Consider the following 14981-nt stretch of genomic DNA (forward strand, 5'->3'; position numbering starts at 1 on the left):
GAGACGAAGGTTGTGGTCGCGGTCTGAACACGGGGGAGGCGCTACACGATGGACGCGTTGTCGGAATCGCAGTCGGTGGCGGGACCTCGCCGGCCTGCGGCCGGGCCGCCGGCAGGGCAGGGCGAAACTCCGTGGCGGGGTTTCGTCCGACTGGCCCGACTCCGCTTCCTGCTGTACAACCTCCTGCCGGTGGGTCTCGCCGTGGCGGTGTCGGTACACCAGGGCCATCCGCTCGATCTCACGTGGTACGCCGTCGCGCAACTGTTCGCGTGGACGGTCCACGTCATGACGCACTACTGCAACGAGTATTTCGACCTGGCGGCCGACCGGGCGAACGTCTACTTCACGCCGTGGACGGGCGGCAGCCGGGCCCTCGTCGACGGGGTGGTCGCACCCGTGGTGTCGCTGCGCGCCGGAGTCGTCCTGTTCGGAGTGTCGGCGTTGATGGTGGCTGTCATGCCGTCCTGGCAGGCGCGCGTGCTCGCCGCCGCAGCCGTGCTGCTGGCCTGGTTCTACACGGCGCCACCGTTGCGGCTGAACTACCGGGGCGCGGGGGAGATGACGGTCGCCGCGATACTCAACGGCCTGTGGCCGGCCGTCGCGGTGGTGCTCCAGACCGGCACCGTACCGATGCTGCTGTTGGCCGTGTTGGCGCCCACCGCGGTGCTGCAGGTCGCGCGGATGATGGTGATGAATCTGGGCGACCGCCGATCGGACGCGATGGTCGGCAAGCGCACGCTGCCCGTCATCATCGGTTACCGACCGGCGGTGCGGGTGATCGTCGGTGCGCAGCTGGTCGGGTACGCGACGCTCACCGTCTTCGCGTTGCTCGGCTGGGTGCCGTGGCTGGTCTGGGCGGCGATGGCCACCACCGCGCCGCTGTCGGCCTGGCTCGTCGGGCAGCTCCGGGGCGGCGCGATGCGTGACCTCGACCCCCGGCGCATGACACCGGTGGTGTTCTGGGCCTCGAACCACGTGTCCCTGATCGTCGCGGCGGCGATGCTGGGCGTGATCCTGGATGCGGCGCGCCGCTCCGCGGACGGTGGTGCGCTGGCCGTGCTCGGCGCGGTTCTCGCCGGCTACGGGATGCTGTTCGCCCACCGTCTCTGGTTGGCGCGCCGACACTCCGAGCGCGGGCAGGACCACGCCCCGCGTGCGCGTCCGGAGCCGGCTCAACGAGGTTGAGCGGACGGCTCCCGTGGCGCCCCGGTCGGGTGACCGACTTCCGTCTCCGCCACGATGTCGCCGTCGGAGACCGGTGGGGTCGGTGATCCCGACCGACGTTGGATGAAGTAGTACAGCGGTGTGGCCGCCAGGGTGGTGATGACGGTCATCAGGGCCAGGACGGTGTACAGCGCCGGCGTCACCAGTCCCTTCTCCAGGCCGATGTTCAGCAGGACGAGTTCCATCAGTCCGCGTGCGTTCATCAGGGCACCGACCGAGGCCGCGGAGCCCCACGGTAGGCCGGCCGTGCGGGCACCGATGGTGCACGCCACACCCTTGCTCAGGAAGGCCACCAGGACCACGATCACCAGGACCAGCAGCACACCGGGATCCGTCAACACGCTGAACTGCGTGGCCAGGCCGGAGTAGACGAAGAAGGTCGGTAGCAGCAGCCGGACCGTGACCGGCTCGATGCACGCCCGCAGGGCCTCGGTGAAGCGGCCACGGGGTATGGCGACGCCGAACAGGAAGGCCCCCACCACCGCGTAGATCCCGACCGCCTCGGTGTACGCGGCACAGAGCAGCAGGATGATCATCGTGGTGATGAGCCCGGCGGGACGCAGTCCGTTGTCGTCCATGGCCCAGCGGGCGAGCCTGGCGGTCAGGGCGCGACCCACGGTCAGGACCACGAGGACGTAGACCAGACCACCGCCGAGGGCGAGCAGCGCGACCGACGCGTCACCCTGGGCCGAGGAGACCACCACGGCCAGCAGGACCCAGGCGACGGTGTCGTCGACGGCGGCGCACGCCAGCGCCACCGTCCCGGTGGGGCTGCCGCCGAGATTGTTCTCGTGGATGATGCGCGCCAACATCGGAAAGGCGGTGATCGCCATTGCCGTGCCGACGAAGAGGGCCGCCTGCCATGCGGAAATCTTCTCGTCGAAGAAGGTTCGGTCGCTGGCCAGCATCCAGCCCAGCACCGCGCCGGTGGCGATCGGTGCGATGACGCCGGCGACGGACGACCCGAACGCCGAACGGAGGTGTCCGGTCAGCACGTCGGTGCGGAACGACATCCCGACGACGAACATGTAGAGGACCAGACCGAGTTGACCGGCCACGTAGAGCACGATCAGCGAAGGGTGGGCGATGCGGCTACCGGCGTCGCCGGCGCCCAGATGCAGCGTGGTCGGGAACAGCCAGCCTTGCAGGGCGGGCAGCAGGAGACCGAGCAGCGTCGGTCCCAGCAGGAAACCCGCGACCATGTCGGCGACGACCTGTGGCTGACCCAGTCGGCGGAGGAGGAGTCCGACCGACCAGCAGGTGAACAGCACTACCGCGAGTTGGAGGAAGAAGTGCAGGGACAGGGCGAGATTCGACGGCATCGTCACCTCGGCGGTCGCAGGCTTGGGGTGCGGGCAGGAAGAACTGACGCAGGCCGTACCGCGGTGGTCGACGCCGGCACCGGCGGGAGCCGCGCAGTTCGCCGATGACCATGAGGTGATCGCCGGCCGGACGGGTGGGGCACCACGTCGAGGTCCGCGGTGGCGCGCGCGCCGTCGGCCGGCCAGGACAGCCTCCGGACGGCGAGGTTCGCGGCCGTACGCGCGAGAACTGGTATTGCCAGAGTGTGGACGTGCGCGTCGCACCGCCGCCATGCGGCAGGTCGAGCGAGGAATTCGCGCAACTCGGCGCGGCGCCGGACGTCGCGTCCGCCGTTCGCGTGCCGCCGAGAAGTGGCCGCGGCAGGAGCGCATTTCCACTGGCGAGCAGGTCGTTGCCCGTCGCCGACCAGCGCGACCCGCCGGGGCGAGAATGGCAACCACGGGAGAGTTCACGCATCAGGTCGCGGAAGTCCTCTGGCTTCATCTGTCGTCCTTTCGGGGCGACGGTTCGCCGACAACGCGACTGCGTCAGATAATCGTGTTACGCAAGCGGATACGTCAATGATTCGTCGCTTGGTTCAGCAATCGTGGAGAGTATCTGGCCGTCGGCGGCGTGGACCGTGGGCCGTGGCGGGTGGAGGCGCGGCGGGGCAGGTCGGTGTTCCGAGGGCCGTGAAGATCCTGGTGGCTGCCACTGGTCGGGTGGCTGCGGATCGGCCTTGAAGTGCTGGTGGGTTCCTCGCTCGGCCAGCCGGGCCGACGGCGAACTCGGCCGGTGCGGCGCGGGCTCGCGTTGATGCGTGGTGCCAGGCGAGTTTCCCGTGGGCGGTCGGCGGGGCGGGTGACGAAGGCGCGGCAACGAGAATTGGGCCCGCAGGAAATCCCGCGACTTCGATGCCCATCGGGGCATCGGCTTCGCAGGAAATTGATCACCGCTGGGTCGGGGCCGAGATCACGGATGTGCCTGTGGGGTTGGCGTGTGGGGCGTGGCCAAAGCGGGGGACCGCGGTTCGGGGATTGTGTCGAGGGGTGCCTGCCGGCGGGGCAATCAGACGAATGTCGATTGTCGGGCCCGGCGACCCTTGACCCGATTATCTTTCCTATGCCATTCTCGGTCGTCGGGACTCTGCAGCGTATTCAGGGTCTGACTCTGCCCTCCGATTGCCGTGCGGCAAAATCTCCCCGACCCGTCTGTCGGTGCTGACGTCGGAGCAGCGCCGGGTGAGGGCGACCGTGGGTGGGAAGTTGACCAGCAGGTGCGCATGTTCAGCCTCACCGTTGAGCTCGACCAGCTCGCACTCGAAGTCGGCGCACATTCCTTCTGCCCCATCCGACACGGCCGGAGAGCATCAGCACCGCCGCCGACACGGCGGGCAGGATCCCTGCCCTGACTTCCGTCTGACCCAGAACCTGGACAGTGACCCGTCGCTGCCCCGCGACGCTTCGCCGGTCGCTGCGGTGCGCGAGCGAGCGGCGATTCGCCGAGCGGAGGTGTCACCGGGGCGGCTGCTGGTTGGTCTCAAGGGGTGCAGAGGCTGAGCAGGAGGAGACGATGTGTCGGAGATCCAGGAGCAGATCCGGGAGTTGTACGCCGCCGCGGCGTCGCGCCTGGTGTCGCAGTTGTTCGCGATCACCGGTGACTACGCGGAGGCTCAGGACGTAGTGCAGGACGCCTTCGTGCGGGCGCTGGCCCGGCCGGGTCGGTTCGGCCAGGTGGAGCATCCGGAGGCGTGGCTGCGTACGGTGGCCCTCAACATCGCCCGGAGCCGGCACCGACGCCGGATGGTCTTCGCCCGGCTGGCGCGCTCCGGCCAGCTCGACGGTGGACAGCGGGGGACCGCAGGCATGTCGCCCGACCACGTCGCCCTCGTCACCGCACTCCAGCGGCTGCCGCGCCCGGCCCGTGAGGCCGTCGTGCTGTACCACATCGCGGACATGGCGGTGGCCGACGTGGCGGAGGCCCTGGGCTGCTCCGTGGAGGCGGTCAAGACCCGCCTCGTCCGGGCCCGTCGTGCCCTCGCCGTCGGCCTCGACGACACCGCTGACAGCACCACCGTTCGACCAGCGATCGTGAACGAGAGAGGTTCTCTCCATGCCTGACCTGGACTTTGCCGGGCTCGACCGGGCCGCCCAGGCGGCCTTCAGACCGGACTTCACCGAGGTGCGGCGCCGGGCGGCACGCTGTCGACGGCACACCCGCGTGGCCGCGGCCTCGCTGACCACGCTCGCGCTGGTCGCTGTCGCCGGGATCGCCTCCGCCAGTCTGCACCGCGCGGACCCCCAGGTGTCCGTTCCCGGCCTCGGCGGGACCCCGACGCCCGGCTTCATCCCGACGCCAGCGCCTTCCACCAGCCCCGTCCCCGGTGCGGCCCGGACCCCTCGCCCGGGTCCGGTGGTCGCGGGGGACCTCGACCACTTCTACTTCCGCTGGAAGAACTGCCGGGAGGACGACTGCGTGCTGATGGTGTCGGGCACCGCCGACCGTGGGGCGACCTGGCGCAGCCGCGAGCTTCCACTGTCCGGCAACGCGCTGGTCGCCCTCGCCACGGCCGGGCAGCGCACGCTGATCGCGTCGTACCAGATCGACGTCGGAGCCGGAGACCGGCAGGGCTGGCTCGCGAGCGTCGACGGCGGCGAACGGTGGCGGGAGGTGACGGCGGACACGGCCGTCCAGGTGCCCGACGGATGGCGCGTGCTCAACCACATGCTCGGCCCGCGTGCCGACCGGATCGTGGCGGCGGACCCGGCCACGGGTGACGTCGTGCAGGTGGCGCAGAGCACGGGGCTGGAGTTGCCCGCGCTCGCGGAAGACGTGCCGCCCGAGGCGGGCATCTGGGGCAGCGGCTACGCGGCCGTGGACACGATCGACGGCCGGCTCGTCGGCCGGGGCAGCGCGATCACGGTGAGCCGCGACGGAGGCCGTACCTGGCAGCGACACGTCTTCGCCGGGCCGCTCACCGCCGGCCACGACGTCGCGCTCGACGTGGCCACGTGGGACGGCCGCACCGTCTACGCCGTCGGCAGCATCGACGGCACACTGGTCGTCCATCGCAGTGGTGACGGCGGCCGGACCTGGCAACGCACCGCCGGCAGCGCAGCCGTCGGTGACCGGCAGCTTCGCGCCTCCGTCCGGTCCGACGGAACGCTGGTCATCCAGGCCGGTTTCGTCGCCGACGACAGGCCGCTGATGTTCAGCAGCGGCGACGGGGGGCAGCGCCTGTCCCCGGTGGAGCCCGCGCCCGGCGCGGCGGCCGTACCGGTACCGGGCGGATACGCGCAGCGCGGCTGGCCGCACACCCCGGGCACGTGGTGGTCCGCCGACGGGAACACCTGGTCCTTCCTGGGCGCGCCCGACCTGCCCTGACGCGGGCTCCCGCCGGGCCGGCACCGCCCGGCGGGAGCGAGGCGGAACCGGGCAGCGGTGGTGCGGCGAGATCCACGGATGCGTACGCACCGTCCGTTGCGGGCTCAGGTGGTGTCAGGTGGGGGAACGGCAGCCTCGACAGCCGGCGCGGAGGCCGCCCCCGCGAGCGCGGCCCGGAGGGTGTCGCGCAGCGGCCCGTCGGGGTGCTCGATCCAGTGCTGGACGGCGACGCGCAGGGTGGCCAGGAAGGTCGCCGCCAGGACCCGGGCCCGCAGCTCCGGGTCGGGACCGACCAGCCGGTGGACGAACTCGTCGGCGAGTTCGCGCTCGATGGTGGTGTACGCCGCGATCTGCTGGGCGACGAGTCCCGGGTGCCCCCGCAGCTGGCGGCGGCGGACCAGCCACGAGGGGGGCGTGTTGCCGTACACCTCCTCGGCGAGGTGCTCGGCGGCCCGGCTCAGCGCGCGCCACGGCGGCGCGTCGGGCGGTTGCTGGCGGACCAGCTCCAGCAGTCGGCGCAGTCGTACGGCGTCGCCGTGGAAGATCGCCTCCTCCTTGCTGGAGAAGTAGTTGGAGAACGTCCGGCGGGACACGTTCGCGGCGTCGGCGATCGCCTCGACGGTGACGCGGTCGAGCCCGTGCTCGGAGGCCAGGCGCAGGGCCGCCTCGTGCAGGGCGAGGCGGGTTGCCGCCTTCTTCCGCTCCCGTAGTCCGGTGGCCTCGTCCATGCCGTCAGCCTAGTGCCGACGTGACTCGTTTCTCATTGCGCAAACTTGCTCATTGGGCAAGATCGGCAGATGCTTGTATGCGGCAACCATCTGCGATGTGGGGGAAACGGTGGACGGCACCGCTCGTCAACTCGGCACCAGGCTGCACGAACTGGTCCGGACCGTACGGCTGATCCGGCGGCGCCGGGCCGACGTGCGGCCGCTCGTGCCGCTCGGCCTGGTCGGCATGCTCATGCAGATCAACCGGCTTCCCGCCGGCTGCCACGCGCGGGAACTCGCCGCCCGCACCGGGCTGGACCCGTCGACCGTGAGCCGCGCGATCGCCTCGCTCGTCGGGCTCGGCCTGGTCGAGCGGGGCGCCGACCCGACCGACATGCGGGCCCGGGTCCTGGCCGTCACCCCTGACGGCCGGGCCGCCCTGGCCGAGATCTTCGACTGGTACGGCGGGGTGCTCGACCGGGCGCTCGCCGACTGGACGCCCGACGAGATCGCGGCGCTGAGCGGGGCGCTCGGCCGGTTCACCCGCGACATCGAGACCGCCCTCGGACACCACGACAACCTGGAGGCCGCGCGATGAGCGCACCCACCACGACGACCGGCGACACGCCGATGACGCATCGGCAGACGCTGGAGGCGCTCAGCGGCCTGCTGCTGGTGCTCTTCGTCGCCATGCTCAGCGGCACCGTCGTCTCGACGGCGCTGCCGAAGATCATCGGCGCGCTGAACGGGTCGCAGACCCAGTACACGTGGGTGGTCACCGCCACCCTGCTCACCGCGACCGCGACCACCCCGATCTGGGGCAAGCTCGCCGACCTGTTCAACAAGAAGCTCCTGGTGCAGGTCGCCATCGTCGTCTTCCTGGCCGGCTCGGTGGTCGCCGGCCTCGCCCAGACCGCCGGCCAGCTCATCGCCGCGCGTGCGTTCCAGGGCATCGGCGTCGGCGGCCTCCAGGCGCTCGTCCAGGTCGCCATCGCGGCGATGATCCCGCCGCGGGAGCGCGGCCGGTACAACGGCTACCTCGGCGGCGTCATGGCCGTGGCGACGGTCGGCGGCCCGCTGCTGGGCGGGCTCATCGTCGACACGTCCTGGCTCGGCTGGCGCTGGTGCTTCTTCGTCGGGGTCCCCGTCGCCGTCATCGCGCTGATCCTCCTCCAGGTCACCCTGCGCCTGCCCACGGTCCGCCGCGACAACGTGAAGATCGACTACCTGGGCGCCACCCTGATCGCCGCCGGGGTCAGCGTGCTGCTCATCTGGATCTCCTTCGTCGACGACTCGTTCGCCTGGGTCTCCTGGCAGAGCGCGGCGATGGTGGGCGGCTCGGCCCTGCTGCTGGCCCTGGCCGTCTGGGTGGAGGCGCGGGCTGACGAGCCGGTGGTCCCGCTCGACCTGGTCCGCCAGCGCACCACCGCCCTCGCCATCCTCGGCAGCCTCGCGGTCGGCATGGCCATGTTCGGCGGCGCCGTCTTCCTCGGCCAGTACTTCCAGATCGGCCGCGGCTACAGCCCGACGGAGGCCGGGCTGCTCACCATCCCGATGATGGCCGGTGTCCTCGGCTCGTCGATCGTCGCCGGTCGCCTGATCACCCGGACCGGGAAGGTCAAGCCCTACATCCTCGTCGGGGCGGTCGTGCTCGTGGCCGGGTTCGCCGTGCTCGGCACCATCGACCACGAGACGTCGCTGGTGCTGGTCGGCGCGGCCATGTTCATCGTGGGCGTCGGGGTCGGGATGACCATGCAGAACCTCGTCCTCGCCGTGCAGAACACCGTCTCCCTCAAGGACATCGGCGCGGCCAGCTCCACCGTGGCGTTCTTCCGCTCCCTCGGCGGCACCATCGGGGTGTCGGTGCTCGGCGCGGTCCTCGCCCGCCGGGTCACCGAGCAGATCACCACGGACCTCGCCACCGCGGGCATCCCCACCTCCGGCGGGGGGACCGGCAGCCTCAACATCGACGCCATGCCGGCCGTGGTCCAGCAGATCGTCCGGGCCGCGTACGGCGACGCCACCGGACACATCTTCCTGATCTCCGCGGCCATCGCCGTCGTCGGCGTCCTCGCGGCGGCCCTGCTCAAGCCGGTCACCCTCCGCACCAGCCTGGACCTGCCGGACGCCGCCACCTCGGCGGCCGTCGCCGCCGACGCCGTCGACGGCGCTCCCGCCTTCGACCAGGTGGACGTGGACGCCGTGGCGAAGGAGGCGTCGGCCCGCCGCTGAGGTCCGCCCCACGCCCGCCGGGGCCGCCGCCGTCTTCCTACGGCGGCGGCCCCGTTCGTCGGCGGGGAGGTGGAGTCGGCGCCGGGCCCGCACCCGCAGGACGGTCGCGTGGTCGAGGGCGAGGCAGCCTGTTCCGCGACGGGTGGGGCGGACGCGGGAAACACATCGGGGAGGGACGGTGACCGTCCCTCCCCGATGTCGAACGAGCCGCCTCAGGACAGGAACTTGTCCAGGGCCGCCTCGATGGTGCCGGAGTCCGGCGACGCGTACGCCTTCATGGTGTTCTTGTTGTACGAGATGAAGCTCGGGCACCGGTTCGCCGGGGCGCTCACGGTGCCGCCGTCGCCGATCTTCTCGCCGGTCTTCGCCGCGTAGAAGGTCAGCTCGTAGCGCGACGAGACGTAGTCGATGGTGACCTGCTTGTCGGAGCTGTCCTTGTACTGGCACTGGCGCGGCGTGCCCTCGCTGCCCTCCACGAACTTCAGGCAGCCGACCACGGAGACCGACTCGAAGTCGGCGCTCTTGGCGTAGTACGGCTTGTTCGAGGCGATCGACTTCGACGACCAGAACGTCAGCCGGTCGGGGTTGTTCGAGAAGACGTACGCCTTGGCACCGGCCCCGCCGTTGTAGGGCGCCGCGTTGAGGATCTGGCTGCCCTCGCAGACGTCGCCCAGGTCGCTGGAGTAGCGGGCGGTCACCGCGTTGTTGCTGTTGCCGGGATCCTGCGACTCGGACTGCCCCGGGGTGGGGGTGGCGTCGGTGCCGGGCTCGCTGGACCCGCTCGGGGTGGCGGACGCGACCGGGGTGGGAACGTCGTCGTCGTTGACGAGGACGAACCCGACGCCGGCGCCGCAGAGCACGAGCAGGACCACCACGGCGGCGGCGGACAGGCCGATGATCAGGCCTTTGTTCGACTTCTGCGGCGGCGGGACCGGGGCCCCGAACTGCGGTGGCTGCCCTGGCTGGCCGTATCCGGGGTACCCACCCTGAGGGGCCGGCGGCCCGCTCCACGGGGTGACGTTCGGATCCGGCTGCCCTCCATACGGAGGGTGACTGTCGGTCATCTGAAGCCCTTATCGCTGTCGATGTGTGCCCAGGCACGGGGATCATGCAACAGGGTAGTGAGCGCTCCAAATCTCGACAGTTGCCGGCGATCCAGTCGAGGTCCGGGTCATGGCAGCCGAGAAACCGGCCATCACCCTCCGTGTAGGAGGCGGCAGCCCTGAGTCGAGGGGGGTGGCGGCGGCCCGGCAGCGTCGGGGAGGCGGATCCGGGCCGTGCAGCGGGATTCCGCTCCTCGCGCCGCTCAAGTGCGGACGCCGCGCCGGGCGCGCCGCCCCCGTGACGAGGATCACTCATTCCGTCGGTCCGCGATGTGGGCGGCGCCGCGCGGCCGGGCGCTTCGGTCGGTCCGCGGCGCCGCCCGCGTCGGGCGCGGGGGTGTCGTCGCCGCCGTCGCCGTGACGGGTCGCCCGGTCGGCGGCCCGGACGGCCATGGATGCCGGCCTGTCTCAGTTGGATCCTTGTTCGCGCAAGCCTTTCACGTGCGGTTCTTCAACATCGTCCTCACATCGTGAACACCAAGAAAATATACGAACATGAATATGATGGCTAAGGTTTCCTCATCGTCCACCGCCTGCCGGGTGCGCCACGAGCCACCCGAAGGCCACGACAGTAGGAGGACCGGGAGATGACACTCCCTCGCACTCGACGGCGTACCCTCGCCGGCGCGGTCGGCGTGTTCGCCAGCGCCGCCATGGTCACCACCATGATCGGCGCCCCGGCGGCAGCCGCCCCCGGCACCGGCGAGATCCGCAGCGCCGGCGGCGCGACGGCCGTGGCCGACAGCTACATCGTGGTGCTCAAGGACAGCAGCGTCGGCGGTCGCGCCGGCACCCGGCAGGCCGAGGTGCGCAGCAGCGCCGGCTCGCTGGCCGCGCGCTTCGGCGGGACGGTCGGGCACGTCTACGGCGACGCCCTCAACGGCTTCGAGGTGCGGCTGTCGGAGCGGGCCGCCAAGCGCCTCGCCGCGCACCCCGCCGTCGACTACGTCGAGCAGAACCACACCGTGACGACGACCGCCACCCAGAGCAACCCGCCGTGGGGCCTGGACCGCATCGACCAGCGGGCCCTGCCGCTCAGCCGCACGTACACCTACAACAGCAGCGGCACCGGCGTCACCGCGTACATCATCGACACCGGCATCCGGACCACCCACGTCGACTTCGCCGGCCAGGCCGTCGACGGCTACGACGCGATCGACAACGCGCTGCCGGCCGCCGACTGCAACGGCCACGGCACGCACGTCGCGGGCACCGTCGGCGGCAACACCTACGGCGTCGCGAAGAACGTCCGGCTGGTGGCCGTGCGGGTGCTGAACTGCCAGGGCAGCGGCACCTGGGCGCAGGTCATCGCCGGCATCAACTGGGTGACGTCGAACCACCAGGCGGGCCAGGCCGCGGTGGCGAACATGAGCCTCGGCGGCTCCTACAACAGCTCCCTGAACACCGCCGTGGCGAACTCCATCGCCGACGGCATCACCTACGCCGTGGCCTCCGGCAACTCGAACGCCAACGCCTGCAACTACTCGCCGGCCTCGGTCCCGACGGCGCTCACCGTCAACGCCTCGCAGAGCAACGACGCGCGGGCCTCGTTCTCCAACTGGGGCACCTGCACCGACATCTTCGCCCCCGGTGTGGGTGTCCTGTCGGCCTGGTCCACCAGCGACACCGCCACCTCGTCCATCAGCGGCACCTCGATGGCCTCGCCGCACGTCGCCGGCGCGGCCGCCCGGGTGCTCAGCGTCAACCCGGGCTGGACGCCCGCCCAGGTCCACTCGTACCTGGTCAGCCAGGCCACGACCAACGTGATCACCAACCCGGGCAGCGGCTCGCCGAACCGCCTGCTCTACCTCGCTCCGACCTTCTGACCCTCCGACGCCGGTGGCCTGACGGCTCCGGCGGGAACGGTCGCACCGGCCCCGAGGCGTCCCGCCCCGGGGCCGGCCCGTGTCCGGGCCGCTCTTCGCCGCCGGCGGGGTCGTCCGCCCAGATCCGGGCGCCGGTCGGTGCGAGGCCGCCGCCCCGCGGCCGTCCGCGCGCCGGCAGACTTGCCGGATGTCCTCGACGATGCTCGTGGTCGGCCCGGAGTTGGCCGCCGCCCTGGTCGCCCTGGCCGTGGTGGCGGCCGTCGTGGTCCGGGCCGGTGCGCTCGGGCACGGCCGGCAGGTGCTGGTCGCCGCGGCCCGCGCCGCGATCCAGTTGGCGGCCGTGTCGCTGCTGATCACCGCGATCGTGGTGTCGCTGTGGGCGACGGCGGCCTTCGTCGTGCTGATGTGTGCGGTGGCGGCGGCCACCTCCGGCCGGCGGATCACCGGCCGGTGGAACTGGTGGGCGGGTGTGCCGATCGCGGCGGGGAGCATGGCCGTGGTGGCGGGGCTGCTGTCGGCGGGGCTCGTGCCGATGCGGGGAATCGCCGTCATCCCGGTGGCCGGAATCCTCATCGGCGGGGCGATGACCGCGACGTCGCTGGCGGGCCGGCGGGTGCTGGACGAACTGACCGCCCGTGCGGGAGAGGTGGAGGCCGCCCTGGCGTTGGGGCTGCCGGCACGGGACGCCGTCCTGCTCGTGTGCCGTCCGGTGGCCGGGCAGGCGCTGGTGCCGGCGCTGGACCAGACCCGCACGGTGGGCCTGGTGACGCTGCCGGGCGCGTTCGTCGGAATGCTGCTGGGCGGCGCCAGTCCACTCACGGCCGGGATCACGCAGCTGGTCGTGCTGGTCGGGCTCCTCGCGGTGGAGGCGGTCGCGGTCGTCATCACCGTCGAACTCGTGGCCCGGGGCCGGTTGCGTCCGGCCCGGGCGGAGCTGCTGCCTGTGCTCCTGGTTCCGGGGTGAGTTCCCGCCAGTCGGTGACCACCGGGACCAGCTCGCCGCCGGCCCACAGCGGAAGTTGGTCGTCGAAGTGCGGGTCACCGGGCCTTCCGGAGGCGCCGAACGGCACGACCCAGCGGCTGTCCGCGCGGTCGGTCAGGTCCCACACGTAGCGGGCCACCGGGCCGCGCCAGCACGCGTCGGAGACGCCCGGGACGCTGGAGGTGGACAGCACGCAGTCGGTGTCGCCGGCCAGCGCGACCCGTTCCCGCATCGCGCGTACGGCCACGTCGACCGCCGGCGCCACGCCGAGGTGGACCGGGTGCAGCACGTGCCGTCGGCCCCACGGCCCGGGCGGGTCGCCCGCCGCGACCTCCGCCAGCGCCCCGGCCGCCACCGGGCCGACGTCCCCGCCCAGGCGGTGCAGCCCGGCGACCACCCCGTCGAGGGCGTGGCCGATGCGCGCCAGCGGGTCGGTCCACGGCGTGAACAGCGGGTCGAACGCGCTCGGGGCGCGCAGCGGGCGCAGGCACGGGTGGTCGTGCAGCCGGCGGACCAGGGCCGCGCGCCAGGCGGCGAAGGCGCCGGCGTCCGTGCTGTCGGCCCCCATCCGCCCGTCCCAGGCGAGCAACCGGTCCCGCAGGCGCCGCGCCGGCTCGCCGAGGCCGTCGGGGTCCAGCCGGTCGAGCGCGCCGCGCAGGGCCGCGGCCTCCAGCCGGGTGTCCATGTGCACTGCCGCCGGGCCGGCACCGCCGGCCAGCAGGGCGCGGATGCGGCGGGCGCGGTGTGGCGGGGCGAAGTCGGCGCCGAGGTCGGCGGTGTCGGGGCGCCGGTCGTTGGCGCAGACCGCTGTCCCGTCGACGGCGGTGCGGCGCGGTGGCGCGTAGCCGCCGTGCCACCGGTACCGCGGATCCCAGCCGGGCACCGGCTCCCGCCGGCACCGGTCGTCGCGGATCGGGACGAGCCCCGCGACCAGGTGGACCACCGTCCCGTGCCGGTCCGCGACGAGGACGCTGTTGACCGGCTCGACCCAGTCCCGCAGCGCGTCGGCGACGTCGTCGGCGTTCGTCGCCCGCAGCAGCGGCAGCAGCGCGTCGAAGCCGAGACGCCCCTCGACCCGGCTCGGGGTGCGCAGGCTGATCGCCTCGCCGGTGTCCCGGTCGTGGTCGACGACCGGCCCGCGCGGCGTCTCGATCACCTCGACGGACTCCGGCTCGCCGCCGCGTACCTCGATCCGCTCGACGTGGCGGTGCGCCGGCGCCCAGCCGTCCGTCTCGCGGACCAGCACCCGGTCGCCGTCGCGGCGCACCTGTTCCCGGTAGAGGTCCTGGTAGTCGGCCATCGCGTTGGTGACCGCCCAGGCCACCTCGCCCGCGTGCCCGAAGTGGGGCAGGCCCGGGACGCCGGGGAACGCGAGGCCGAGCACGTCGAACTCGGGGCAGGCGAGGCGCACCTGCTGGTAGACGCCGGGCAGTTCGAGGATGCGGTGGGGGTCGCCGGCGACGACCGGCGCCCGGCCGGTGACCGGGTCGCCGGGCACCGCCCAGGCGTTGCTGCCCGACCCGCCGGGCCCCTCGACGGCGAACAGGCCGGTCGCCGCCGGGCCGAGGGCGCCGGCGACGTGGGCGTGCCACAGCTTGTTGGGGAAGGTGGAGAAGAGCACGTGCTGGACGAGGAAGACGCCGAGCGGCGACCACGGCCGCCACCGGCCCGGCGCGCAGCCGACCGCCGCGAACTCGGGCGTCGCCGCGGCGCCCTCGGCGAGCCCCTCGTTGACCCCGTCCACATAGGCGGTGACCCACCGCCTGGTGTCGGGGGCGAGCCGATCGAAGCAGCGCCGCGCGGTGTCGTCGAGACGGGCGCGGCGGGCGAACCTGTCCCAGCCCAGCTCCGCGGGGCCGACGTGCTCGGCGAGGCGACCCTCCGAGCGCCACCGCTCGACCTCGATCTGCCAGGCCCGGTCGACGGCGGCCACCCGCCCCTGGAGGCGGGCGAGGCCGTCGACGGTGTCGGCGCGCAGGTGCGGGACGCCCCACCGGTCGCGATAGACGCCGGTCATCGCGGCGCGGGTCGGATGGGCGGCCGTGCCGCCTGCCACAGGGCCATCAACTTAGGTTACCCTCCCCTAACTGGGCTGGCCGGCCGGCCCGGCTGCCGGTGGTGGACCTTCAGCCTGGCGCCCCTGGTGGGACTCGGCGTCGCGGTGGGCATGGCGCACCGGCGCCGGTTCCGGCGCCCCGCCGGGCGGTGCCAGGGGAGCGGA

The 14981-nt window shown here is 72.5% G+C and carries 12 protein-coding genes; 7 read left to right on the forward strand and 5 right to left on the reverse strand.

The genetic code is table 11. The features are described 5' to 3' along the window. The first annotated feature begins 189 nt into the window (after window positions 1-189). Entirely contained in the window at window positions 190-1185 is a 996-nt protein-coding gene (locus ACGFZ2_RS31460; protein ID WP_393459992.1) for a prenyltransferase, read from the forward strand. Here ACGFZ2_RS31460 and ACGFZ2_RS31465 read toward each other — a convergent pair. Together ACGFZ2_RS31465 and ACGFZ2_RS31470 are read right to left on the reverse strand one after the other, a co-directional pair. Continuing rightward, window positions 1173-2546: a cation:proton antiporter gene (locus tag ACGFZ2_RS31465; protein ID WP_393459995.1), complete on the reverse strand. Its 1374-nt coding sequence runs from the start codon at window positions 2544-2546 to the stop codon at window positions 1173-1175. The genes ACGFZ2_RS31460 and ACGFZ2_RS31465 overlap by 13 nt on opposite strands. A gap of 1100 nt (window positions 2547-3646) precedes the next feature. Next, on the reverse strand, window positions 3647-3862 hold the full coding sequence (locus ACGFZ2_RS31470) for a transposase (RefSeq protein WP_393459997.1): 216 nt from the start codon (window positions 3860-3862) through the stop codon (window positions 3647-3649). A 238-nt stretch (window positions 3863-4100) separates the two neighbouring features. On the opposite strand from ACGFZ2_RS31470, the gene ACGFZ2_RS31475 reads away from it, so the two are divergent. After that, the gene (locus ACGFZ2_RS31475; RefSeq protein ID WP_393460000.1) at window positions 4101-4646 is read left to right on the forward strand and encodes an RNA polymerase sigma factor; all 546 of its coding nucleotides are present in this window, start codon (window positions 4101-4103) and stop codon (window positions 4644-4646) included. Further along, on the forward strand, window positions 4639-5910 hold the full coding sequence (locus ACGFZ2_RS31480; protein ID WP_393460003.1) for a WD40/YVTN/BNR-like repeat-containing protein: 1272 nt from the start codon (window positions 4639-4641) through the stop codon (window positions 5908-5910). Before ACGFZ2_RS31475 ends, ACGFZ2_RS31480 begins: the two co-directional genes overlap by 8 nt. Before the next feature lie 104 nt (window positions 5911-6014). Here the strand turns inward: ACGFZ2_RS31480 and ACGFZ2_RS31485 are convergent, their stop codons facing one another. Beyond that, the gene (locus ACGFZ2_RS31485; RefSeq protein WP_393460006.1) at window positions 6015-6638 is read right to left on the reverse strand and encodes a TetR/AcrR family transcriptional regulator; all 624 of its coding nucleotides are present in this window, start codon (window positions 6636-6638) and stop codon (window positions 6015-6017) included. A gap of 97 nt (window positions 6639-6735) precedes the next feature. On the opposite strand from ACGFZ2_RS31485, the gene ACGFZ2_RS31490 reads away from it, so the two are divergent. Beyond that, window positions 6736-7215 carry a MarR family winged helix-turn-helix transcriptional regulator gene (locus tag ACGFZ2_RS31490; RefSeq protein ID WP_393460009.1) on the forward strand — a complete coding sequence of 160 codons (480 nt, stop codon included), beginning with the start codon at window positions 6736-6738 and terminating at the stop codon, window positions 7213-7215. Continuing rightward, window positions 7212-8849: an MDR family MFS transporter gene (locus ACGFZ2_RS31495; RefSeq protein WP_393460011.1), complete on the forward strand. Its 1638-nt coding sequence runs from the start codon at window positions 7212-7214 to the stop codon at window positions 8847-8849. The genes ACGFZ2_RS31490 and ACGFZ2_RS31495 overlap by 4 nt, the downstream gene beginning before the upstream one ends. A 212-nt stretch (window positions 8850-9061) precedes the next feature. Here ACGFZ2_RS31495 and ACGFZ2_RS31500 read toward each other — a convergent pair whose 3' ends face one another. Further along, window positions 9062-9913 (reverse strand): hypothetical protein, encoded by an 852-nt coding sequence (locus ACGFZ2_RS31500; protein ID WP_393460014.1) that lies wholly within the window; start codon window positions 9911-9913, stop codon window positions 9062-9064. A gap of 626 nt (window positions 9914-10539) precedes the next feature. Between ACGFZ2_RS31500 and ACGFZ2_RS31505 the strand changes: the two genes are divergently transcribed. Together ACGFZ2_RS31505 and ACGFZ2_RS31510 are read left to right on the forward strand one after the other, a co-directional pair. Beyond that, a complete protein-coding gene (locus ACGFZ2_RS31505; RefSeq protein ID WP_393460017.1) occupies window positions 10540-11778 on the forward strand; it encodes a S8 family peptidase in 1239 nt (412 codons plus the stop codon). Window positions 11779-11965: 187 nt separating this feature from the next. Continuing rightward, on the forward strand, window positions 11966-12742 hold the full coding sequence (locus tag ACGFZ2_RS31510) for an ABC transporter permease (protein ID WP_393460020.1): 777 nt from the start codon (window positions 11966-11968) through the stop codon (window positions 12740-12742). Here ACGFZ2_RS31510 and ACGFZ2_RS31515 read toward each other — a convergent pair. Continuing rightward, a complete protein-coding gene (locus ACGFZ2_RS31515; protein WP_393460023.1) occupies window positions 12663-14777 on the reverse strand; it encodes a penicillin acylase family protein in 2115 nt (704 codons plus the stop codon). The genes ACGFZ2_RS31510 and ACGFZ2_RS31515 overlap by 80 nt on opposite strands. Window positions 14778-14981 lie beyond the last annotated feature (204 nt).

Source organism: Micromonospora sp. NPDC048063, from assembly GCF_043202855.1.
GTDB lineage: Bacteria > Actinomycetota > Actinomycetes > Mycobacteriales > Micromonosporaceae > Micromonospora.

Bases quoted from the DNA above. Each gene is read 5' to 3' on its own strand.
- ACGFZ2_RS31465 (WP_393459995.1), bottom strand. From the start codon at position 2,546: ATGCCGTCGAATCTCGCCCTGTCCCTGCACTTCTTCCTCCAACTCGCG.
- ACGFZ2_RS31480 (WP_393460003.1), top strand. From the start codon at position 4,639: ATGCCTGACCTGGACTTTGCCGGGCTCGACCGGGCCGCCCAGGCGGCC.
- ACGFZ2_RS31495 (WP_393460011.1), top strand. From the start codon at position 7,212: ATGAGCGCACCCACCACGACGACCGGCGACACGCCGATGACGCATCGG.
- ACGFZ2_RS31505 (WP_393460017.1), top strand. From the start codon at position 10,540: ATGACACTCCCTCGCACTCGACGGCGTACCCTCGCCGGCGCGGTCGGC.
- ACGFZ2_RS31485 (WP_393460006.1), bottom strand. From the start codon at position 6,638: ATGGACGAGGCCACCGGACTACGGGAGCGGAAGAAGGCGGCAACCCGC.
- ACGFZ2_RS31510 (WP_393460020.1), top strand. From the start codon at position 11,966: ATGTCCTCGACGATGCTCGTGGTCGGCCCGGAGTTGGCCGCCGCCCTG.
- ACGFZ2_RS31500 (WP_393460014.1), bottom strand. From the start codon at position 9,913: ATGACCGACAGTCACCCTCCGTATGGAGGGCAGCCGGATCCGAACGTC.
- ACGFZ2_RS31470 (WP_393459997.1), bottom strand. From the start codon at position 3,862: ATGTGCGCCGACTTCGAGTGCGAGCTGGTCGAGCTCAACGGTGAGGCT.
- ACGFZ2_RS31515 (WP_393460023.1), bottom strand. From the start codon at position 14,777: ATGACCGGCGTCTATCGCGACCGGTGGGGCGTCCCGCACCTGCGCGCC.